Raw genomic sequence first — 20,691 nt, 5'->3', positions numbered from 1 at the left:
TTCCCTCAACCAGGAGCGATGAGAGGGTAGGCTAACCTAACTACGTGTTGGTCGACAGTCCCCCCAATCAGAGCGGTCAGAGCGCGGAGCCGATATCCGCACCCGCGTCCCGGAAGCGCCACGCCCTGCGTGCCACCGGACTGCTGGTGTCCCTCGGGCTCCTGCTGCTGGTCTGCGTCGCGAGCATTGCCATCGGCGCCAAGTCGATGCCGCTCTCCGATGTGTGGCACGGCTTGTTCCACAACTCGGGCGCGGGCAATGACGTGATCGTTCACGACCTGCGCGTACCGAGGACCCTGCTCGGTCTGCTTGTCGGCTCGGCCCTCGGGCTCGCGGGCGCGGTGATGCAGGCGCTGACCCGTAACCCGCTCGCGGAACCCGGTCTGCTGGGTGTGAACGCGGGCGCGTCGGCGGCCGTCGTCTCCGCCATCAGCTTCCTGGGCGTCACCTCGCTCACCGGCTATGTGTGGTTCGCGTTCGCCGGCGCGGCCGTCGTCTCGGCGCTCGTGTACATCCTCGGCGGCAGCCGCGGGGCGACTCCCGTACGGCTCGCGCTGGCCGGGACCGCGATCACCGCCGCGCTTTACGGCTACATCAACGCCGTACAGCTGCTGGACTCCGCCGCCCTGGACCGGATCCGGTTCTGGACGGTCGGGTCGCTGGCCTCGGCGGACATGGGGACCATCGGCAAGGTGGCGCCGTTCATCGGCGCGGGCGTGGTGCTCGCGCTGCTGCTCGCCCGGCCGCTGAACGCGATGGAGATGGGCGACGACACCGCCCGCGCGCTCGGCGCGAACCTGAACCGCACGCGCATCCTGTCGATGCTCGCCGTCACCCTGCTGTGCGGGGCGGCGACCGCCGCCTGCGGGCCGATCGTCTTCATCGGGCTGATGATCCCGCACCTCGTACGGAGCATCACAGGCCCGGACATGCGGTGGATCCTGCCGTACGCGACGGTGCTCTCGCCCGTACTGCTGCTGGGCGCCGACGTCCTGGGGCGGGTCATCACCCGCCCCTCCGAACTTCAGGTCGGCATCGTCACCGCGCTGGTCGGCGGGCCCGTCTTCATCCACCTCGTACGCCGCAAGAAGATGGCCCAGCTGTGAAGGCCGCAGAGAAGGCCGCAGAGAAGGCGCAGCCCGTGAAGACAGTGAAGACAGCGAGGACAGCGAGGACCGTGAAAGCGGTACGCACCCGTGGACCCGGCCCCGGCGGGCTGTCCGTCCGGTTCGATCCCCGGGCGGCCGTCGTCGTCCTGCTGCTCACCGCCGTCACCCTGGCCGCCGGAGTCGTACTGATCGGCAGCGGCGACTTCCCGATCCCGCCCGGCGAAGTGATCGCCACGCTCCTCGGGAACGGCACCCCGGCACAGGAGTTCATCGTCCAGGACCTGCGGCTGCCGCGGGTGCTGGTGGGACTGCTCGTCGGCTCCGCGCTCGCCCTCAGCGGCGCGATCTTCCAGTCCATCTCCCGCAATCCCCTGGGCAGTCCGGACGTCATCGGCTTCGGCCAAGGGGCCACCGTCGGCGCCCTCTGTGTGATCGTGCTCTTCCACGGCGGGTCGTTCGCGGTGTCGGGCGGCGGGATCGTCGGCGGACTGGTGACCGGCATCGCGGTCTATCTGCTCGCCTGGAAGCGCGGCGTCCACGGCTACCGGCTGGTCCTCATCGGCATCGGCATCGCCGCCATGCTCACCGCCGCCAACCACTACCTGATCACCAAGGCCAGCCTGATCGACGCCACCCGCGCCACGCTGTGGATGACCGGCTCGCTCGAAGGCCGCGACTGGGCGCAGGTCCGGCCGCTGTTCGCCGTGTGCGCCGTCCTCTTCCCGCTGGTGCTGGGGTACGGACGGCCGCTGCGGATGCTGGAGATGGGCGACGACGCGGCGTACGCGCTGGGGGTCCGCGTCGAGCGCACCCGCAGCGTGCTGATGGGCTCCGGCATCCTGCTCATCTCGGTCGCCACCGCGGCGGCGGGCCCGATCGCCTTCGTCGCGCTGAGCGCGCCCCAGCTCGCCCGCAGGCTGACCCGCTCGCCCGGACCGAACCTCGCCGCCTCCGCCGTGATGGGCGCGGCCCTGCTGCTGATCGCCGACTGGCTCGCCACCAACGCCTTCGGTGAGCGGCAGTTGCCGGTGGGCGTGGTGACGGGGGTGCTCGGCGGCTGCTATCTGCTGTGGCTGCTGGTCACCGAACGCAAGGCGGGACGCATATGAGCGCATCTGACGCAGACGAATCATCGGAAAGATCCAGGAGCACGACCACCATGCAGCGTATGCAGCGCCTCACCGCGGAGTCGGTCACCCTTGGCTACGACCAGCGCGTCATCGCCGAGAACCTCTCGGTGGAGATACCCGACCACTCCTTCACGGTGATCGTCGGCCCGAACGCCTGCGGCAAGTCGACACTGCTGCGCGCCCTGTCCCGGATGCTGAAGCCGTCCCAGGGCCGCGTCCTGCTGGACGGGCAGGTCATCCACTCACTGCCCGCGAAGAAGGTCGCCAAGACACTGGGCCTGCTGCCCCAGTCCTCAATCGCGCCGGACGGCATCACGGTCGCCGACCTCGTCGCGCGGGGCCGCTACCCGCACCAGGGGCTGCTGCGCCAGTGGTCGCCCGAGGACGAGCGGATTGTCGAGGAGTCGATGGCAGCGACCCGCGTCGGCGAACTCGCGGAGCGCTATGTCGACGAATTGTCCGGCGGGCAGCGGCAGCGTGTCTGGATCGCGATGGCGCTGGCCCAGCAGACCCCGCTGCTGCTGCTCGACGAGCCCACGACGTTCCTCGACATCCAGCACCAGCTCGATGTCCTCGACCTGTGCGCGGAGCTGCACGAGACGCAGGGGCGGACGCTCGTCGCCGTACTGCACGACCTCAACCACGCCGCCCGTTACGCCACCCACCTCATCGCGCTGCGCGACGGGAAGGTCGTCGCCGAGGGCGCGCCCTCGGACGTCGTCACCGCCGAGCTGGTCGAGCATGTCTTCGGGGTGAAGAGCCAGATCATCGAGGACCCGGAGTCCGGGACGCCGCTGGTGGTCCCGGCGGCCCGCAGGCGCGGCGCCGTATCCAAAGCGTCCGCGACAGAGACAGAGACAGCGACAGCCTCTACAACAGCGACCTGAGGCGCAGCAGATCGCGGAAGCCCGCTTCGAGCTTGATCCGGCCCGAGGACCAGGCCCGCGCGAAGTTCAGTTCGCCGTTCACCATCGCCACCAGATCGTCACCGGTCATCGCCAGGCGGATCTGTGCCTTTTCGCGCGGCGGACCCGGATGGGTGTCCGCCACCCGAATCCGGCCCTCCGCGAGACGGCCGGTGAAGGTGATGTCCAGGTCCTTGATGTGGCAGCTGAGGGAACGGTCGAGCGCGGCCGCGCTGCGCACATCGCCGTCCGCCTGTGCCAGGTTGTCCGAGAGTCTGCCGAGCGCGCTGCGGCACTGTTCCGTCGTTGCCATCGTGATCGACGGTACCGCAGGGCTACGCGGTAGCGTCTTGGCATGAGCGACTTGATTCCGGGCCCGGTTCCCCCGGTACCAGAGGCAGGCCCAGAAGCAGGCCCCGAGGCGGCCGGCGTTCTTCAGGCGTACGACCCCGCCGCGCCCGCGCCGCTCGGCGTACAGCGCGTGGAAACCGGCAACGCGGACATCGATGCCCAGCTGGAGCGGCTGGCTGACGCCGACCACCTCCCGGCGGACGGGCACCGTGAGGTGTACGAGGATGTACACAGCGGGCTGCGCGACACGCTCACCGCGCTCGACGCCCGCCCCGCACCCGTCCCCGCACCGCACGGCAACTCGTACCCCCCTTCGTACAACAACAGGAGCTGAACCCACCGTGGCAGGAGTGGCCCGCCAACGTCTGGACGCCGAACTCGTACGCCGCAGTCTCGCCCGCTCGCGCGAGCACGCGAGCCAGCTGATCGCCGCGGGGCGGGTGACTGTCGGCGGCACCACCGCGACCAAACCCGCCACCCAGGTCGAGACCAGCGCCGCCGTCGTCGTCACCGCCGACGTCACAGACCCCGGCTATGTCTCGCGCGGCGGACACAAGCTCGCCGGAGCGCTGGCCGCCTTCATGCCGAACGGGCTGAAGGTCGAGGGCCGGCGGGCGCTGGACGCGGGCGCGTCGACCGGCGGGTTCACGGACGTACTGCTACGGGCCGGCGCCGCGCACGTCGTGGCCGTCGACGTCGGATACGGACAGCTCGCCTGGTCTCTTCAGAGTGATGAACGCGTGACCGTCAAGGACCGTACCAATGTCCGCGAGCTGACACTGGAGACGATCAACGGCGAGGCGGTGGACCTGGTGGTGGGGGACCTTTCCTTCATTCCGCTCGGGCTCGTCCTGCCCGCGCTCGTCCGGTGCGCGGCTCCCGAAGGCGACCTGGTGCTGATGGTCAAACCACAGTTCGAGGTGGGCAAGGAGCGTCTCGGCAGCGGTGGGGTCGTACGCAGCACAGAGCTGCGCGCGGAAGCCGTACGGAACGTGGCACGCAGGGCGGGGGAACTCGGGCTGGGTGTACTGGGCGTCACCGCCAGTCCACTGCCCGGACCCTCTGGAAATGTCGAGTACTTTCTGTGGCTCCGGGCCGGAGCTCCCGAGCTCGATCCCGCGGAAGTCGACCGTGCAGTGGCGGAGGGACCTCGTTGACAACAAGATCAGAAGCGACGGCGGAGCGCACCGTTTTTCTGCTCGCGCACACGGGCAGGCCGGCGGCCATCCGGAGTGCCGAACTCGTCGTACAGGGGCTGGTGCGCAGCGGCCTGGGCGTACGCGTACTGGAGTCCGAGGCGGCGGACCTGCCGCTGCCCGAGTGCGTCGAGACGGTCCCCGAGGCGACTCCCGGCGTACTCGACGGCTGTGAGCTGCTGATCGTGCTCGGCGGGGACGGGACGCTGCTGCGCGGCGCCGAGTTCTCCCGCGCCTCCGGCGTGCCGATGCTCGGCGTCAACCTGGGGCGGGTGGGTTTCCTCGCGGAGGCCGAGCGCGACGACCTCGACAAGGTGGTCGACCGGGTGGTCACGCGCGCGTACGAGGTCGAGGAGCGGATGACCATCGATGTCGTCGTACGCAGCAACGGCGACATAGTGCACCGTAACTGGGCGCTGAATGAGGCGGCCGTGCAGAAGGTCTCGCCGGAGCGGATGCTGGAGGTCGTCCTGGAGATCGACGGCCGGCCGGTGACCGGGTTCGGCTGTGACGGCATCGTCTGCGCGACGCCGACCGGCTCGACGGCGTACGCCTTCTCGGCGGGCGGTCCGGTGGTGTGGCCGGAGGTGGAGGCGCTGCTGATGGTGCCGATCGGCGCGCACGCGCTGTTCGCCAAGCCACTGGTGACCTCGCCGACGTCGGTGCTGGCGGTGGAGGTGCAGGCGCACACGCCGCAGGGGGTGCTGTGGTGCGACGGCCGCAGGACCATAGAACTGCCGCGGGGGGCACGGGTGGAGGTACGGCGCGGGGCCGTTCCGGTACGGCTGGCGCGGCTGCACCACGCGTCGTTCACGGACCGGCTGGTGGCCAAGTTCGCGCTGCCGGTTTCGGGTTGGCGGGGGGCGCCGCACTAGGCGGAGTGCCGTACGAGCGCCGTATGAGCGCTGTATGAGCGCCGTGAGGATGCCTTACGGACGCCTTACGGATGCCTCAAGGGGGCCGATGTCGCGTCGGACGGGAGAAACCTCGTATGGTCGGGTCCGTGCTGGAGGAGATGCGGATACGGTCGCTGGGTGTCATCGACGACGCGGTCGTGGAGTTGTCGCCCGGTTTTACCGCGGTGACGGGCGAGACGGGCGCGGGCAAGACCATGGTCGTCACCAGCCTTGGGCTGCTGCTCGGCGGGCGGGCCGACGCCGCGCTGGTGCGGATCGGCGCCAAGGCGGCGGTGGTGGAGGGGCGGATCAGCGTGTCCGCCGGAGCCCCCGCCGCCGTACGGGCCGAGGAGGCGGGCGCCGAGCTTGAGGACGGCACGCTGCTGATCAGCCGTACCGTTTCCGCCGAGGGGCGCTCACGCGCCCACATCGGCGGGCGGTCCGTGCCGGTGGGTGTGCTGGCCGAGCTGGCCGATGAGCTGGTCGCCGTGCACGGCCAGACCGACCAGCAGGGGCTACTGCGGCCCGCGCGGCAGCGGGCGGCGCTCGACCGGTACGCGGGCGGCGCGGTCACCGGGCCGCACGCCAAGTACGCGGCGGCCTACCGGCGGCTGCGGGCCGTGTCCACAGAGCTCGACACCCTGATCACGCGCGCCCGTGAGCGTGCCCAGGAAGCGGATCTGCTGCGTTTCGGGCTGAATGAGATCGCGGCCGTGGAGCCGCGCCCCGGCGAGGACGCGGAGCTCTCGGCGGAGGCGGAGCGGCTGGGCCACGCCGAGGCGCTCGCGTCCGCCGCGTCGCTCGCGTACGGCGCGCTGGCGGGCAACATCGAGGACCCGGAGGGCATCGACGCGACGACGCTGGTCGCGGGCGCGGGACGGGCGCTGGACGCCGTACGCTCCCACGATCCGGCGCTGGCGGGGCTCGCCGATCGGATGGGCGAGATCTCGATCCTGCTCGGCGATGTGGCGGGCGAACTCGCCGGGTACGCGGACAATCTGGACGCCGATCCGCTGCGGCTGGCCGCGGTGGAGGAACGGCGGGCCGCGCTGACCCAGCTCACGCGCAAGTACGGCGCGGATGTCACGGCTGTGCTGGCGTGGGCCGAGGAGGGCGCTCAGCGCCTCACCGAGCTGGAGGGTGACGACGACCGGATCGGCGAGCTGACGGCGGAGCGGGACGCGCTGCGTGACGAGCTGTCCGGGCTGGCGCAGGCACTGACCGATACGCGTACGGAGGCGGCGGCACGGTTCGCCGACGCGGTCACCGCGGAGCTGGCCTCGCTCGCGATGCCGCACGCGCGCGTGTCGTTCGACATCCGGCAGACCGAGGATCCGGACGGCGTCGAGGTCGACGGGCGCCTGGTGGCGTACGGGCCGTCCGGCGTGGACGAGGTCGAGCTGCTGCTCGCACCGCATCCCGGCGCGCCGCCGCGGCCGATCGCCAAGGGCGCGTCGGGCGGTGAGCTGTCGCGGGTGATGCTCGCGGTCGAGGTCGTCTTCGCGGGGACCGACCCCGTACCGACGTATCTCTTCGACGAGGTGGACGCGGGCGTGGGCGGCAAGGCGGCGGTCGAGATCGGGCGGCGGCTGGCGAAGCTGGCGAAATCGGCGCAGGTGGTGGTCGTGACGCATCTGCCGCAGGTGGCGGCGTTCGCGGACCGGCAGCTGCTGGTCGAGAAGACGAACGACGGCACGGTAACGCGGAGTGGGGTCACGGTCCTGGAGGGCGAGGACCGGGTGCGGGAGCTGTCGCGGATGCTGGCGGGCCAGGAGGACTCGCAGACGGCGCGGGCGCATGCGGAGGAGCTGCTGGCGACGGCGAGGGCGGACGGCTAGCGAGGGCGGACGGCTAGGCGGACGGCGAGAGCGGACGGCTGGCCGGAGCCCTGTGAGACGGATCTCCGTGCGAGGGATCACCTATGTGAGTGGTACGACGGATCGACGCGTCGGCGGTGCCGGAACGCGCGTACGGACTGGCATCCTTGGCGAGTGACACAGCTTCGTACGGTCCAAGTGCTGGGCGGCGGCAGTGCGGGCAGCAGCGCGCACGTCAGATCGCTGGCGGCGGGGCTGGTGGCGCGGGGCGTGCGGGTGACGGTGTGCGCCCCCGCCGAACTGGACCGCCTCTACGATTTCGTCGGCGTCGGGGCGGAGTTCGCGCCCGTGCCGCGGCGCGGCGACCCGGCGACGGTGGCGGCGTTGCGTGCGGTGTGCGTGGGAGCGGACGTGGTGCACGCGCACGGCTTGCACGCCGCCGTACGCACAACGCTGGCGCTGAGCGGCCAGCGCATGCCGCGCGTCCCCTTGGTCGTCACCTGGCACACGCGGGCGCACGACGAGGGCGCGCGGGGCCGGGTGCTGCGCCTGCTGGAGCGAAGGGCGGCGCGGGCGGCGGCGGTTGTGCTCGGCACCTGCTCGGAGCTGGTCGACCGGGCCCGCTCCCAGGGCGCGCGGGACGCTCGCCTCGCACCGGTGGCGGTGCCTGTGCCTGTGCCGGCGCCGCGGGTCGGCGAGGATGGCGAGGACGTCGAGGATGAGGGCCAGGAGGGCAAGGCGCGTGCCGAACTGGGTGCTGTCGACCGCCCGTTGCTGATGGCCGTGGGAAGCCTGGTGCCGCACCGGGGCTACGAAACACTGCTGGACGCGGCCGGGCAGTGGCGCGAGCTGGACCCGGTGCCGCTGCTGGTGATCGCGGGGGAGGGCCGGCAGCGGGGCGCGCTCCAGCGCCGCATCGAGGCGGAGGCCCTCCCGGTGCGGCTGGTGGGCCGCCGCGACGACATCGCCGACCTCCTGGCGGCGGCGGACCTGGCGATCCTCCCGAGCCGCTGGGAGGCCCGCTCGCTGCTGGCCCAGGAGGCTCTGCACCTGGGCGTCCCGCTGGTGGCGACGTCGGTGGGTGGGGTCCCGGAGCTGGTGGGCGACGCGGCGGAGCTGGTTCCGTACGGGGACGCGGGCGCGCTCGGCGAGGCGGTGGCGCGGCTGCTGGGCGACGCGGGGCGGCGGGACGAGCTGGTGCGGGCGGGACGGGCGCAGGCGGGGACGTGGCCGACGGAGGACGAGACGGTGGCCCAGGTCTTGAGCGTGTACGACGAGGTGGTGGCGCGAGGCTGAGGTGCGGGGGCGGGGGTTTCCCCTGCCCTGCGCGAGGCGGGCGGCCTGTGGGGCTGGAGCCCCCGGATACGTCATCGGTCCGGGAGGCGGGCCCTCTGGGGGACCCCTATTCCGTAACGGGAGGCGGGCCACCGGGCCTCGGTGCGTCGGCTTCGCGGCGTGGGGGAGGCGATGTGTGGGACCTGGGGGCGGGTTTGCCCTCGGCGCGTGGGCCCCGGCCTCTGAGTACGTCATGGGTCCGGGTGCTTGCATCCGGACTCGGCGGAGGGCTCCCCGCCCGCCCGCGCGTTCCCGTTCACCGGGCGAGGTGGAGGCGGGGGCGGGGGCAAAGGCCCCCTGCGTCGGCTTCGCGGCGCGGGAAGACGGTGCGTGGGGGTGGTTCGCCCCGCACCGTGATGCGTCATGGGCCCCGCCGTCTGTGTCCCGTTCCCGGTGGCGGGGCTCCCCCTAACTGCTCGTTGCCTGCCGGGGAGGTGGGTGCGGGGGCCGAGCCCCGCACCCCGGTGCGCCGACTGCACGGCGCGGGGAAGGCGGTGTGTGGGGATCCCGGGGAGAAGCCAGGCAATGTCGAGCCTCCCGCACGGCCCGACCGGGGTGGCAGGCACGGGCCCCGGGGAAGGCCGAGCGGGGTCGACGCCCCGCACACCCGTGTGCCGGCTTCGTGGCGGGCACGGCACAGCGGTGTACCCGTCCCGCGCCGGGTGCGGGTTTGCCCTCGGCATCCGGCGCGGGCCCCGGCAGCCCCCTGGGTGTGCCCCGGGCGCGCCCAGGGCCGGGCCACGCACCCGGGCGCCCCTGTAGGTTCCGCGTTGGGCTGTCCACTGGAATCGCTCTGACCAGCGGGTTTCGTGGTCGTCCCGCTCGGTGTCCGCTGGTGGTCGTCCCGTGGACGTGTCCACTTCCTCTGCCGCGGCCGCCGCTCCTGGCTCGGCAGGGGGCGCTTTACCTGCGGATTCCCATCCCCGTATCCTGTTGGCCACGCGGTGGACATCGTCGGTGGGAAAAGGACACGGGATCTGGGATCCCACAGCCCCCTACGCCCCTACCCCTTACCCCCCGTACGCCCCCGACGCCGTCAGCCGCAGTGCCGTGTCGATCAGCGGCACGTGGCTGAACGCCTGCGGGAAGTTCCCCACCTGCCGCTGCAGCTTCGAGTCCCACTCCTCCGCCAGCAGCCCCAAGTCGTTCCGCAGCCCCAGCAGCTTCTCGAACAGGCGCCGGGCCTCGTCCACCCTGCCGATCATCGCCAGGTCGTCCGCCAGCCAGAACGAGCACGCCAGGAACGCGCCCTCGTCGCCCTCCAGGCCGTCGACGCCCGCTTCCTCGCCCGCCGTCGGGTAGCGCATGACGAAGCCGTCCTCCGTCGACAGCTCCCGCTGGATCGCCTCGATCGTGCCGATGACCCGCTTGTCGTCCGGCGGCAGGAAGCCCATCTGCGGGATCAGCAGCAACGACGCGTCCAGCTCCTTCGAGCCGTACGACTGCGTGAAGGTGTTGCGCTCCTGGTCGTAACCCTTCTCGCACACATCGCGGTGGATGTCGTCCCGCATCTCCCGCCACCGCTCCAACGGCCCGTCCGCGTCCCCCGACTCGATCAGCTTGATCGTGCGGTCCACCGCGACCCACGCCATCACCTTCGAGTGCACGAAGTGCCGTCGCGGCCCGCGCACCTCCCAGATGCCCTCGTCCGGCTGGTCCCAGTGCTTCTCCAGATAGCGGATCAGCTTGAGCTGCAGCAGCGACGCGTAGTCGTTGCGCGCCAGACCCGTCATATGCGCCAGGTGCAGCGCCTCGGTGACCTCGCCGTACACATCCAGCTGAAGCTGGTGCGCCGCGCCGTTGCCCACCCGTACCGGGCCGGAGTTCTCATACCCCGGCAGCCAGTCCAACTCGGCCTCGCCCAGCTCCCGTTCGCCCGCGATCCCGTACATGATCTGCAGGTTCTCCGGGTCGCCCGCGACCGCCCGCAGCAGCCATTCGCGCCACGCCCGCGCTTCCTCGCGGTAGCCGGTGCGCAGCAGCGACGACAGGGTGATCGCGGCGTCCCGCAGCCAGGTGTAGCGGTAGTCCCAGTTCCGTACGCCGCCGATCTCCTCCGGCAGCGACGTCGTCGGCGCCGCGACGATCCCGCCCGTCGGCGCGTACGTCAGCGCCTTCAGCGTGATCAGCGAGCGGACCACGGCCTCCCGGTAGGGCCCGTGGTACGTGCACTGCTCGACCCACTCCCGCCAGAACTCCGCCGTCGCGTCCAGCGCCCCTTCGGGGTCGGGCAGCGCGGGCGGCTGATGGTGCGAGGGCTGCCAGCTGATCGTGAAGGCGATCCGGTCGCCCGGAGCGACTGTGAAGTCGGAGTACGTCGTGAGGTTCTTGCCGTACGTCTCCGTGGACGTGTCCAGCCACACCGAGTCGGGCCCGGCGACGGCGACCGTACGCCCGTCGACCTTGTGAACCCACGGCACCACCCGCCCGTAGCTGAAGCGCATGCGCAGCGCCGAGCGCATCGGCACCCGTCCGCTCACGCCCTCCACGATCCGGACCACCTGCGGTGCGCCGTCGCGCGGCGGCATGAAATCCGTCACACGGACCGTGCCGCGCGGCGTGTCCCACTCCGATTCGAGGATCAGCGAGTCCCCGCGGTAGCGGCGGCGATTGGCCGCCGGAGGCTTCGCTTCCGCGGCATACGCCGGGCCAAGCCTCCAGAAACCGTGTTCGTCCGTGCCGAGCAGTCCGGCGAAGACGGCATGCGAGTCGAAGCGGGGCAGGCACAGCCAGTCCACCGTGCCGTCCCGGCAGACCAGGGCTGCGGTCTGCATGTCTCCGATTAGTGCGTAATCCTCGATGCGCCCGGCCACGTGCATCTCCAGTCGAACGGCCACGTTCGCCCCGCGGGGCGCTTACTGCGGTCAAGTCAGGGGGGTCGTTGACGAGCACGGATATTCCGGCTGACGAACGGGGAAGGTGCCGTTTGCCGACTCGGCTCGGCAGCGAGTGTCCGAGCAGGATACGACGCGTCCTGACTATCTGCGCGCCCCTCTCGGCAACGCAGGTGCGCCGAACGGGTGAGCTACAGGTGAGCAAGCGTAGGGCAGCGGTGACCCGCAGGTAAGGGGTCAGTGAGTGACGAGTGTTTCGCAGGTGAAACGGGCTGCCAACGTGACCGCGCAGGTGACACCGGGCGACCGGCCGCGGCCCAAGGGCCGGCAGGGCCGGAAGCGGGCTCCCGTCGTCGCTGATACCCTGGTACCCCGTGGACCGGTGGCCGTCCCGCACAGTTTCTGCGCGGTACGCAGGCCCCGAAACCGCAGCTACGGCGCCCCCCGACCCCCTGGGAGGGCCGCCGGTACGCACCTCACCTCGCGACCACGGGAGCCCCCTCTTGGCGATGCCGACTCGATCCTCGACATCCGCGACGACCAAGCACATCTTCGTCACCGGCGGCGTCGCCTCCTCCCTCGGCAAGGGCCTCACGGCGTCCAGCCTGGGCGCGCTGCTCAAGGCACGCGGGCTGCGGGTCACCATGCAGAAGCTCGACCCGTACCTGAACGTCGACCCGGGCACGATGAATCCGTTCCAGCACGGCGAGGTATTCGTCACCAACGACGGCGCCGAGACCGACCTGGACATCGGCCACTACGAGCGCTTCCTCGACGTCGACCTCGACGGCTCGGCCAACGTCACCACCGGCCAGGTCTACTCCACGGTCATCGCCAAAGAGCGCCGCGGCGAGTACCTGGGCGACACCGTGCAGGTCATCCCGCACATCACCAACGAGATCAAGCACCGCATCCGGCGTATGGCCTCCGAAGACGTCGATGTCGTGATCACGGAGGTCGGCGGCACGGTCGGCGACATCGAGTCGCTGCCGTTCCTGGAGACCGTCCGCCAGGTCCGCCACGAGGTCGGCCGGGACAACGTGTTTGTGGTGCACATCTCACTGCTTCCGTACATCGGCCCGTCCGGTGAGCTGAAGACCAAGCCGACCCAGCACTCGGTCGCGGCGCTGCGCAACATCGGTATCCAGCCGGACGCGATCGTGCTGCGAGCCGACCGCGAGGTGCCGACCGCCATCAAGCGCAAGATCTCGCTGATGTGCGACGTGGACGAGGCCGCCGTGGTCGCCTGTATCGACGCCAAGTCGATCTACGACATCCCCAAGGTGCTGCACACCGAGGGTCTGGACGCGTACGTCGTACGCAAGCTGGACCTGGCGTTCCGCGATGTCGACTGGACGACGTGGGACGACCTGCTGGACCGCGTCCACAACCCCGACCACGAGGTCACGGTCGCGCTCGTCGGCAAGTACATCGACCTCCCCGACGCGTATCTCTCGGTGATCGAGGCGCTGCGCGCCGGCGGCTTCGCCAATAAGGCCCGCGTCACGATCAAGTGGGTCACCTCCGACGACTGCAAGACCCAGGCCGACGCGCGGCGCCAGCTCGCCGACGTCGACGGGATCTGCATTCCGGGCGGGTTCGGCGACCGCGGCGTGAGCGGCAAGGTCGGCGCGATCCAGTTCGCCCGCGAGAACAAGATCCCGCTGCTGGGCCTCTGCCTGGGCCTGCAGTGCATCGTCATCGAGGCCGCGCGGAACCTCGCCGAGATCCCCGACGCCAACTCCACAGAGTTCGACGCCGCCACCGCCCACCCGGTGATCTCCACGATGGAGGAGCAGCTGGCGTACGTCGAGGGCGCGGGCGACCTGGGTGGCACCATGCGCCTGGGCCTCTATCCGGCCAAGCTCGCCGAGGGCTCGGTCGTGCGGGAGGCGTACGGCGATCAGCCGTACGTCGAGGAGCGCCACCGCCACCGCTACGAGGTGAACAACGCCTACCGCACGGAGCTGGAAAAGAAGGCGGGCATCGTCTTCTCGGGCACCTCGCCGGACAACAAGCTGGTCGAGTACGTCGAGTACCCGCGCCAGACGCACCCCTACCTGGTCGCCACGCAGGCGCACCCGGAGCTGCGCTCCCGCCCGACGCGTCCGCACCCGCTCTTCGCCGGACTGGTCAAGGCCGCGGTGGAGCGCAAGACCGGTCAGACGCGTCCTACGGGTAAGACCAACACGACGGGCAAGTGAGGCAGGACCCATGGCCACCATCAAGGACACGCCCGAAGAGTGGCGGGTCACCGCGACCAGGACCCCCTTCCAGGGCAACAAGACCAGCGTCCGCACGGACGATGTGGTCATGCCCGACGGCACCGTCGTGACCCGTGACTACCAGGTGCACCCCGGTTCCGTGGCGATCGTCGCGCTCGATGACCTGGGCCGGGTCCTGGTGCTGCGCCAGTACCGGCACCCCGTGCGCCAGAAGCTCTGGGAGATCCCGGCAGGGCTGCTGGACGTGGAGGGGGAGAACCCGCTGCACGCGGCGCAGCGCGAGCTGTACGAGGAGGCCCACGTCAAGGCGGAGGACTGGCGGGTGCTGACGGATGTCTACACGACGCCGGGCGGCTGCGACGAGGCCGTACGGATCTTCCTCGCTCGCGATCTGTCGGAGGCGGAGGGGGAGCGTTTCGAGGTCTCCGAGGAGGAGGCCGACATGGAACTGGCTCGGGTTCCGCTCGCCGAGCTCGTACGGGGTGTGCTCGCCGGGGAGCTGCACAACACCTGCCTGGCGGTGGGCGTCCTGGCGGTGACGGCTGTTCTGCACGCCGGGCCCGAGGGCGAGGCGGCGGGCGGCATGGACGTGCTGCGCCCGGCGGAGGCACCGTGGCCGGCCCGCCCGTTCGAGGCGTGAGAGGCGTGAGAGGCGTGAGAGGCATGATCGCCCCGCGCCGAGCGGACTGAGCGGGCCCCGAACGCGCCGCCGAGCGGGCCGAACAGCTTCCCGGCCGGGCCGGACCGGGCCCCGGGCCGGGGACTGAACCGGCCTGGGCCCCGCCTTGACCGGCCGAGCGGCGCCGAGGCGCGACGCACCCCTGAGGGCGTCGAGCAGGCCGCCCGACCGCGCCCACCCGACACATAACGCGGTCATCCGACCATCTGCTGATCCGATCGGGCGAAGCCCCGCCGTGCTCCGCACGGATCGTCGCAGAGCGTGAACTACGCTCGGAACGCCCGCGCGGATTCCCTGCGGGCTCGGCTCGTGCGCGGACGGACGGGAGCGTGGCCCGTGGCGGATCAGGCGGTGGACCCGGACGGCCCTGCCAGGGCGGCGTCTTCGGGGCGGTTCTACGGCCGACAGCGGGAGTTGAAGGCCCTGCGGGCCGACATCGAGCGCGCCGGACTGGACACCATCGCAGGCCGCAAATCCCCGCGCGCCCGGGTGCTGCTGATCGCCGGGCGGCCCGGCTCCGGGCGTACCGCCCTCGCCGAGGAGCTGGTCCGCCGGCTTGCCGGTGACTATCCGGACGGGTTGCTGCGTACCCGGCTGACCGAGCCGGGCGGACGCCGGGTGCCCGTCGCGCAGGCGGCCCGCGGACTCCTCGACTCGCTCGGTATCGTCTCGCCGCCCGGCGCGGGCGAGGACGAGCTCACCGAGATGGTGCGCGAAGCCCTCGCCGTACGCCGTACGCTGCTGCTCCTCGACGACGCGGCCGACGCCGAGCAGGTCGATCCGCTGCTGCCCGACAACCCCGACTGCCTGGCCGTCGCCGTGGCCGAGGGTCCGCTCACCGGCATCCCCGACGTACGGCCGTGCACGCTCGGCGGCATGGACGCGAAGACCGCCATGGTGCTGCTCGCTGCCTTCGCCGGATCGGTCCGGATCACCGTGGACCCGCAGGCCGCCGAATCCATCGCGGAGGAGTGCGGCGGGCAGCCCGCCGCACTCGCCCTGGTCGGCGGCTGGCTCGCGGGCAGGAACATGACATCGGTCGCCGATGTGGTCAGACGGCTGCGCGGGCTGCCGGACGACGGCGAGCTGCCCCAGAGCGCCCGGCCGCTGGCCCGCGCCTTCCGGCTGGTCTACGAGTCCCTGCCGGTGTCCGCCGCCGGGATGCTGCGCCTGTTGGCCATCGCGCCCGCCGGGATCGCCGACGCCCACACCGCCTCCGCGCTGGCGGGCTGCTCGCTCTCCACCGCGCAGTCGACGCTGGACGACTTCGTCGCCCTGGCTCTGCTGCGCCGCGTCGGCGACCGGTACGAGGTACCGGGCTGTCTCGCGCCCCTGCTGCGTGCCCTGATGGAGGAGCACGACCGCCCGGCCGAGGTGCAGCTCGCCCGGGCCCGGATGCTGGAGCGGACCGTACGGCAGTTGCACTCCTGCCGGGCGGTCGCCGAGCCGCCCGGCTCCGCGGCCAGGCGGCAGCTGGCCGGACTGCCCCGCTCCCTGCGCTTCGCCGACGCGTCCGCCGCCGCCGAGTGGCTGCACACCCGGCAGCCCGCCCTGCTGGCCGCCGCCCGCCTCGCCGTGGAGGACGGCGAGCTGGACACCCTGGCGCGCCGCCTCGTCGCGGCCCTGGTCCGGGCACTGGCCGCACACCGCGGCACCGATGCCGCGGCCCCCGACCTCTACGGCCTGCACCAACTGGTGCTCGGCGTCGCGGAACGCCGCGGGCTGCACCGGGAGCAGGCCGCCGCCCTGCTCAACCTCGCCGACCTCGACGCGCGGACCGGCCGAGGCCGGGACGCGCTGGTCCGCTACCGGGCCGCGCTCGACGCCGGACAGGCAGCGAACGACCCGTACGCGACCGGCCGCGCGATGGAATCCCTCGGCGGCGCCCACCAGGACCTGGAGGACTGGCAGCGGGCCGCCGACTGGTACGGCCGGGCGCTGTCCCAGCGGCAGGCGCGCGGCGAGTCGGCCGACGAGGCCCGGCTGTACGGCCGTCTCGCCGCCGTGCACACCTACGCGGGCCGGTACGGCGAGGCCCTGCGCTCCTGGCGGGCCGCGGTCGCGGGCTACCGCAGGCTCGGCGACCTCCCCGCCCAGGCGAGGGCCTTGAGCGAGGCCGCCCGCGTACAGGAATACGCCGGCCGCCCCGAGGAGTCGCTGCGCACCTGCCACGAGGCGGTGGACTGGGCGCGGCGGGCCGGGGACGTACGGCTGCAGGCGGCTCTGCAGCTCAGGCTGGCCGACACCCTCGACCGGCTCGGCGACCCGGCGGCGGCCCGGCTGCACCGGACGACGGCGGAGAGACTGCTGAGCGATGAGGCCGGCCATGAGCTCCGGCAGGAGACATCTGGGGGACCTGAGGGCTCGGAGGAGCTCGACCTACGAAATCCGTAGCACTTCGACTAAAGATTATTGCTTTGTAAGGCTAGACAGAGAGAAGTCCTTCATTAGACTGGCTCAGCCATGTGTTGCCATGGCGTTCCCTGGTACGCCACGTGTATCCGGGTATGTATGGCAATGCCCGCTGTATCCCCTGAGTCAAGGACCGTGAGCGACGTGAAGGTCGGCATCCCCCGCGAGGTCAAGAACAACGAGTTCCGGGTGGCGATCACCCCCGCCGGTGTGCACGAGCTGGTGCGCCACGGCCACCAGGTTTTCATCGAGCGGGACGCCGGCCTCGGCTCCTCGATCACGGACGACGAGTACATCGCCGCCGGCGGGCGGATGCTGCCCACCGCCGACGAGGTCTGGGCCACCGCCGACCTGCTGCTGAAGGTCAAGGAGCCCATCGCCGAGGAGTACCACCGCCTCCGCAAGGACCAGACGCTCTTCACCTATCTGCACCTGGCCGCCTCCCGTGAGTGCACGGACGCCCTGCTGGAGTCGGGTACGACCGCCATCGCGTACGAGACGGTGGAAACCGCGAACCGCGCGCTGCCGCTGCTCGCCCCGATGTCCGAGGTCGCGGGCCGCCTCGCCCCGCAGGTCGGCGCGTACCACCTGATGCGCTCGGCCGGCGGCCGTGGCGTACTGCCCGGCGGCGTCCCCGGCACCGCGGCCGGCCGTGCCGTCGTCATCGGCGGCGGCGTCTCCGGCTGGAGCGCCACGCAGATCGCCGTCGGCATGGGCTTCCATGTCACGCTGCTCGACCGGGACATCAACAAGCTGCGCGAGGCCGACAAGGTCTTCGGGACCAAGGTGCAGACCATCGTCTCCAACGCGTACGAACTGGAGCGCGCCGTCGTCGACGCGGACCTCGTCATCGGGGCCGTTCTCATCCCGGGCGCCAAGGCTCCGAAACTGGTCACCAACGAGCTTGTCGCCAAGATGAAGCCCGGAAGTGTACTTGTCGACATTGCAATCGACCAAGGTGGTTGCTTCGAGGATTCGCGTCCGACGACGCACGCCGAGCCGACCTTCCCGGTCCACGGCTCGGTCTTCTACTGCGTCGCGAATATGCCGGGCGCGGTGCCCCGTACTTCCACCTACGCCCTCACAAACGCGACGCTTCCCTACATCGTGGAGCTCGCGAACCGCGGCTGGGTCGAGGCGCTGCGCCGCGACGAAGCGCTCGCCAAGGGCCTCAACACCCATGACGGCCAGGTTGTTTACGGCCCGGTGGCCGAGGCGCACGGCCTGTCGAGCGTCGAACTGGCCGCCCTTCTCGGCTGAGCCGTCAACGCGCGCCGTCAATCTCAGGCCCGCTGCCGGACCTTGCTGTGCGAGGTCCGGCATGGTGGGTATAGGACCACTTTGCGACACTCGTTCAACTCGCCTGGAACATAACGCTTCAACCGTTTCGCACCCCTGCGGAACGTGTGGGCCGTGTCACGTCGAGACTCCTGAGCGCCCTTGACAGAAGGGTGTTCGGTTGCCGACACATCGGGCCGGGTCCGGTGGATTGTGTTGCTGCGGAGCGGTGACACGCCATAGAGTCGCCAACCGTCGGCATGGTGCCACGCTGACCTATCGATAAGTTTCCTGGTTGCGTCCAAGGAGGTAAGACGACTTGTGAATGAGTCGACATTTACTCCCGGGGGTGGTCAACCAGGAATTCCCGCACGGGGCCGGGTTCCATCAGCAGAGCAGCCCGGGCTCGCGGCTGTCGGCTCCGTCGCTGTCCGTACCTTCGCGACACACCGGCACACGACGCACATGACGACAGCCCACACGATGAAGACGATGGACGGCCAACACGTGAACGCCATGGCCGGCAACGAGAGTGGCCGAGAGTCCACCCACTTCGCCGCCTACGAGGAAGTCCCCGAGGGGCACTTCTACGACCCCGATGCCGAGTACGAGCCCGACCCCGAGTACGCGGCCACCCTCGCGCCCGACGCGGCCCGTCAGCGCCGCGAGCGGATCGGCCCCACCGGGCGGCCCCTGCCGTACTTCCCGATCCCGGGCCCGCTGACCGACCACGGTCCCGCGACGATCATCGCGATGTGCAACCAGAAGGGCGGCGTCGGCAAGACGACGTCGACCATCAACCTGGGTGCGGCGCTCGCGGAGTACGGACGGCGTGTGCTGCTCGTCGACTTCGACCCGCAGGGAGCGCTGTCGGTCGGCCTCGGCGTCAACCCGATGGAGCTCGACCTCACGGTCTACAACCTGCTCATGGAGCGGGGCATGCAGGCGGACGAGGTACTGCTGAAGACCGCGGTGCCGAACATGGACCTGCTGCCCAGCAATATCGACCTGTCGGCCGCGGAAGTGCAGTTGGTCAGCGAGGTCGCGCGCGAGTCCACGCTGCAGCGCGCGCTGAAGCCGCTGCTGGCGGACTACGACTACATCGTGATCGACTGTCAGCCCTCGCTCGGGCTGCTCACGGTGAACGCGCTGACGGCGGCGCACAAGGTGATAGTGCCGCTCGAGTGCGAGTTCTTCGCTCTGCGTGGGGTGGCGCTGCTGACGGAGACGATCGAGAAGGTCCAGGAGCGGCTCAACCCCGACCTGGAACTCGACGGGATCCTGGCCACCATGTACGACTCGCGCACGGTGCACAGCCGCGAGGTGCTGGCGCGGGTGGTCGAGGCGTTCGACGATCACGTCTACCACACGGTGATCGGGCGGACCGTGCGCTTCCCGGAGACCACGGTCGCCGGTGAGCCGATCACGACATACGCCTCCAACTCGGTCGGCGCCGCCGCGTACCGTCAGCTCGCCAGGGAGGTGCTCGCCCGGTGTCACGCCGAGTGAGTCTGCCCGGGGCCGACGAACTGTTCCGTACGACGGGGGGCATGGCCCTGCAGGCTTCCTCGCCCGCGTCGCAGCGCCGGAAGGCGAACGGCGAGGCGCGGGTGCCGGCGCCGGCGGGAGAGAGCGATCCGGCGGAGTCGTCCGCCCCGTCTTCTGAGGAGCGCTCGGCGGAGCACTCGGCCGCGGGCGCGGATTCCTCCGGGGAGGGCCGCAGCCGGGCCGCGGAGGGTGGCCAGGCGTCGTCGTCGGCGGACGGGTCCAAGGGGCGCCGCACGCAGGACACGTCGGCGGCCACGGGAGCCGCCGCGGTGTCGCCGACGGGTCAGACGCGCCGTCGGCAGCGCGGTGCGAACCGCAGGCCCAGCGGCCGTGAGCGCCACGACGAGAAGATCACGGTCTACGTCTCGGCCGAGGAACTGATGGACCTCGAGCACGCGCGGCTGGTGCTGCGCGGTGAGCACGGGCTGGCCGTCGACCGCGGGCGGATCGTCCGCGAGGCGGTGGCGGTGGTGCTGGCGGATCTTGAGCAGCGGGGCGAAGCGAGCATTCTCGTACGCCGCCTGCGCGGACGCTGAGGAGCGTGGAGGCGAGCCGGGGCGCACGGGGAGTAGCCTCGCGCTGCACGGCCTGATCCTCCCGCCCCTGGACGACGATGCCCCCCACGGACGACCACATCCCCACCTCGCCCCGCCCCGCGCGCCGCAACCTGGGCGGCGGCCCGGGCGCGTCGTCGCCTCGGGCCGAGCCCGAGCCCGATGCCCCCGCGGAGCCTGGTCACGGTGCGCGGGAGGCGTCGGAAGCCTTGGCTGCGCGGCCCGCCCGAGGCGAAGCCGACGGTCCCGCAGAGGACGGTCCGCAGGACGGCATGCGCCCGCTGGGGGAGGCCGCGGAGCCGGAGGCGGGCGGAGACTCGGTCCCAGTCACCGTTGGCGGTGAGCCGGGCGAGCGCCCGCTGCGCGGCTCCGCCGCGCGAGAGGCGGCGGGGCATCAGTCTCCAGGCCCCACTGAGGCGGAG

At 71.3% G+C, this 20,691-nt stretch carries 16 protein-coding genes; 14 read left to right on the top strand and 2 right to left on the bottom strand.

The window, feature by feature from the left end:
* The first annotated feature begins 44 nt into the window (after nucleotides 1–44).
* The 3 genes from ACIHCQ_RS40930 to ACIHCQ_RS40920 are packed head-to-tail and all read left to right on the top strand — an operon-like array spanning nucleotide 45 to nucleotide 3,126.
* Nucleotides 45–1,106, top strand: coding sequence for a FecCD family ABC transporter permease (locus ACIHCQ_RS40930; RefSeq protein ID WP_399674077.1), 1,062 nt, complete (start codon nucleotides 45–47; stop codon nucleotides 1,104–1,106).
* 35 nt (nucleotides 1,107–1,141) lie between these two features.
* Complete coding sequence (locus tag ACIHCQ_RS40925; RefSeq protein ID WP_399674076.1) at nucleotides 1,142–2,218, top strand: FecCD family ABC transporter permease; 1,077 nt, start codon at nucleotides 1,142–1,144, stop codon at nucleotides 2,216–2,218.
* A gap of 59 nt (nucleotides 2,219–2,277) precedes the next feature.
* On the top strand, nucleotides 2,278–3,126 hold the full coding sequence (locus tag ACIHCQ_RS40920) for an ABC transporter ATP-binding protein (RefSeq protein WP_399674088.1): 849 nt from the start codon (nucleotides 2,278–2,280) through the stop codon (nucleotides 3,124–3,126).
* Here the strand turns inward: ACIHCQ_RS40920 and ACIHCQ_RS40915 are convergent.
* Nucleotides 3,110–3,457 carry an SCP2 sterol-binding domain-containing protein gene (locus ACIHCQ_RS40915; protein ID WP_399674075.1) on the bottom strand — a complete coding sequence of 116 codons (348 nt, stop codon included), beginning with the start codon at nucleotides 3,455–3,457 and terminating at the stop codon, nucleotides 3,110–3,112. The two genes, ACIHCQ_RS40920 and ACIHCQ_RS40915, sit on opposite strands and share 17 nt — an antisense overlap.
* Before the next feature lie 42 nt (nucleotides 3,458–3,499).
* Here ACIHCQ_RS40915 and ACIHCQ_RS40910 point away from each other — a divergent pair, with 42 nt between their 5' ends.
* From ACIHCQ_RS40910 to ACIHCQ_RS40890, 5 genes are all read left to right on the top strand, one after another.
* Nucleotides 3,500–3,829 (top strand): hypothetical protein, encoded by a 330-nt coding sequence (locus ACIHCQ_RS40910; protein WP_399674074.1) that lies wholly within the window; start codon nucleotides 3,500–3,502, stop codon nucleotides 3,827–3,829.
* A gap of 7 nt (nucleotides 3,830–3,836) precedes the next feature.
* A complete protein-coding gene (locus tag ACIHCQ_RS40905; RefSeq protein WP_399674073.1) occupies nucleotides 3,837–4,652 on the top strand; it encodes a TlyA family RNA methyltransferase in 816 nt (271 codons plus the stop codon).
* The gene (locus tag ACIHCQ_RS40900) at nucleotides 4,649–5,566 is read left to right on the top strand and encodes an NAD kinase (protein WP_399674072.1); all 918 of its coding nucleotides are present in this window, start codon (nucleotides 4,649–4,651) and stop codon (nucleotides 5,564–5,566) included. Before ACIHCQ_RS40905 ends, ACIHCQ_RS40900 begins: the two co-directional genes overlap by 4 nt.
* Nucleotides 5,567–5,682: 116 nt before the next feature.
* Nucleotides 5,683–7,425, top strand: coding sequence for a DNA repair protein RecN (recN, locus tag ACIHCQ_RS40895; protein ID WP_399674071.1), 1,743 nt, complete (start codon nucleotides 5,683–5,685; stop codon nucleotides 7,423–7,425).
* 153 nt (nucleotides 7,426–7,578) lie between these two features.
* Entirely contained in the window at nucleotides 7,579–8,700 is a 1,122-nt protein-coding gene (locus tag ACIHCQ_RS40890) for a glycosyltransferase family 4 protein (RefSeq protein WP_399674070.1), read from the top strand.
* Between the two features lie 1,049 nt (nucleotides 8,701–9,749).
* Here the strand turns inward: ACIHCQ_RS40890 and ACIHCQ_RS40885 are convergent.
* Nucleotides 9,750–11,552, bottom strand: a complete 1,803-nt coding sequence (locus tag ACIHCQ_RS40885; protein ID WP_399674087.1) for a glycoside hydrolase family 15 protein — start codon at nucleotides 11,550–11,552, stop codon at nucleotides 9,750–9,752.
* A gap of 530 nt (nucleotides 11,553–12,082) precedes the next feature.
* On the opposite strand from ACIHCQ_RS40885, the gene ACIHCQ_RS40880 reads away from it, so the two are divergent.
* The 6 genes from ACIHCQ_RS40880 to ACIHCQ_RS40855 all read left to right on the top strand — a co-directional run bounded on the left by ACIHCQ_RS40880 (nucleotide 12,083) and on the right by ACIHCQ_RS40855 (nucleotide 20,251).
* Nucleotides 12,083–13,777 (top strand): CTP synthase, encoded by a 1,695-nt coding sequence (locus tag ACIHCQ_RS40880; RefSeq protein WP_399674069.1) that lies wholly within the window; start codon nucleotides 12,083–12,085, stop codon nucleotides 13,775–13,777.
* Nucleotides 13,778–13,787: 10 nt separating this feature from the next.
* Complete coding sequence (locus tag ACIHCQ_RS40875; protein ID WP_399674068.1) at nucleotides 13,788–14,438, top strand: NUDIX domain-containing protein; 651 nt, start codon at nucleotides 13,788–13,790, stop codon at nucleotides 14,436–14,438.
* A 375-nt stretch (nucleotides 14,439–14,813) separates the two neighbouring features.
* Nucleotides 14,814–16,871, top strand: a complete 2,058-nt coding sequence (locus ACIHCQ_RS40870; protein WP_399674067.1) for a tetratricopeptide repeat protein — start codon at nucleotides 14,814–14,816, stop codon at nucleotides 16,869–16,871.
* A gap of 162 nt (nucleotides 16,872–17,033) precedes the next feature.
* The gene (gene ald, locus ACIHCQ_RS40865) at nucleotides 17,034–18,149 is read left to right on the top strand and encodes an alanine dehydrogenase (RefSeq protein ID WP_399674086.1); all 1,116 of its coding nucleotides are present in this window, start codon (nucleotides 17,034–17,036) and stop codon (nucleotides 18,147–18,149) included.
* A 381-nt stretch (nucleotides 18,150–18,530) separates the two neighbouring features.
* Nucleotides 18,531–19,676 carry a ParA family protein gene (locus ACIHCQ_RS40860; protein ID WP_399674085.1) on the top strand — a complete coding sequence of 382 codons (1,146 nt, stop codon included), beginning with the start codon at nucleotides 18,531–18,533 and terminating at the stop codon, nucleotides 19,674–19,676.
* Nucleotides 19,673–20,251 (top strand): hypothetical protein, encoded by a 579-nt coding sequence (locus ACIHCQ_RS40855; RefSeq protein ID WP_399674084.1) that lies wholly within the window; start codon nucleotides 19,673–19,675, stop codon nucleotides 20,249–20,251. The genes ACIHCQ_RS40860 and ACIHCQ_RS40855 overlap by 4 nt, the downstream gene beginning before the upstream one ends.
* Nucleotides 20,252–20,691: the final 440 nt, after the last annotated feature.

It is taken from the genome of Streptomyces sp. NPDC052236 (assembly GCF_044548015.1).
GTDB lineage: Bacteria > Actinomycetota > Actinomycetes > Streptomycetales > Streptomycetaceae > Streptomyces.
This window is presented reverse-complemented; position numbering and strand designations above follow the sequence as displayed.

Excerpts from the sequence above, each read along its gene's own strand:
- ACIHCQ_RS40920 (WP_399674088.1), top strand. The coding sequence starts at position 2,278 with ATGCAGCGCCTCACCGCGGAGTCGGTCACCCTTGGCTACGACCAGCGC.
- ACIHCQ_RS40915 (WP_399674075.1), bottom strand. The coding sequence starts at position 3,457 with ATGGCAACGACGGAACAGTGCCGCAGCGCGCTCGGCAGACTCTCGGAC.
- ACIHCQ_RS40910 (WP_399674074.1), top strand. The coding sequence starts at position 3,500 with ATGAGCGACTTGATTCCGGGCCCGGTTCCCCCGGTACCAGAGGCAGGC.
- recN (WP_399674071.1), top strand. The coding sequence starts at position 5,683 with ATGGTCGGGTCCGTGCTGGAGGAGATGCGGATACGGTCGCTGGGTGTC.
- ACIHCQ_RS40880 (WP_399674069.1), top strand. The coding sequence starts at position 12,083 with ATGCCGACTCGATCCTCGACATCCGCGACGACCAAGCACATCTTCGTC.
- ACIHCQ_RS40875 (WP_399674068.1), top strand. The coding sequence starts at position 13,788 with ATGGCCACCATCAAGGACACGCCCGAAGAGTGGCGGGTCACCGCGACC.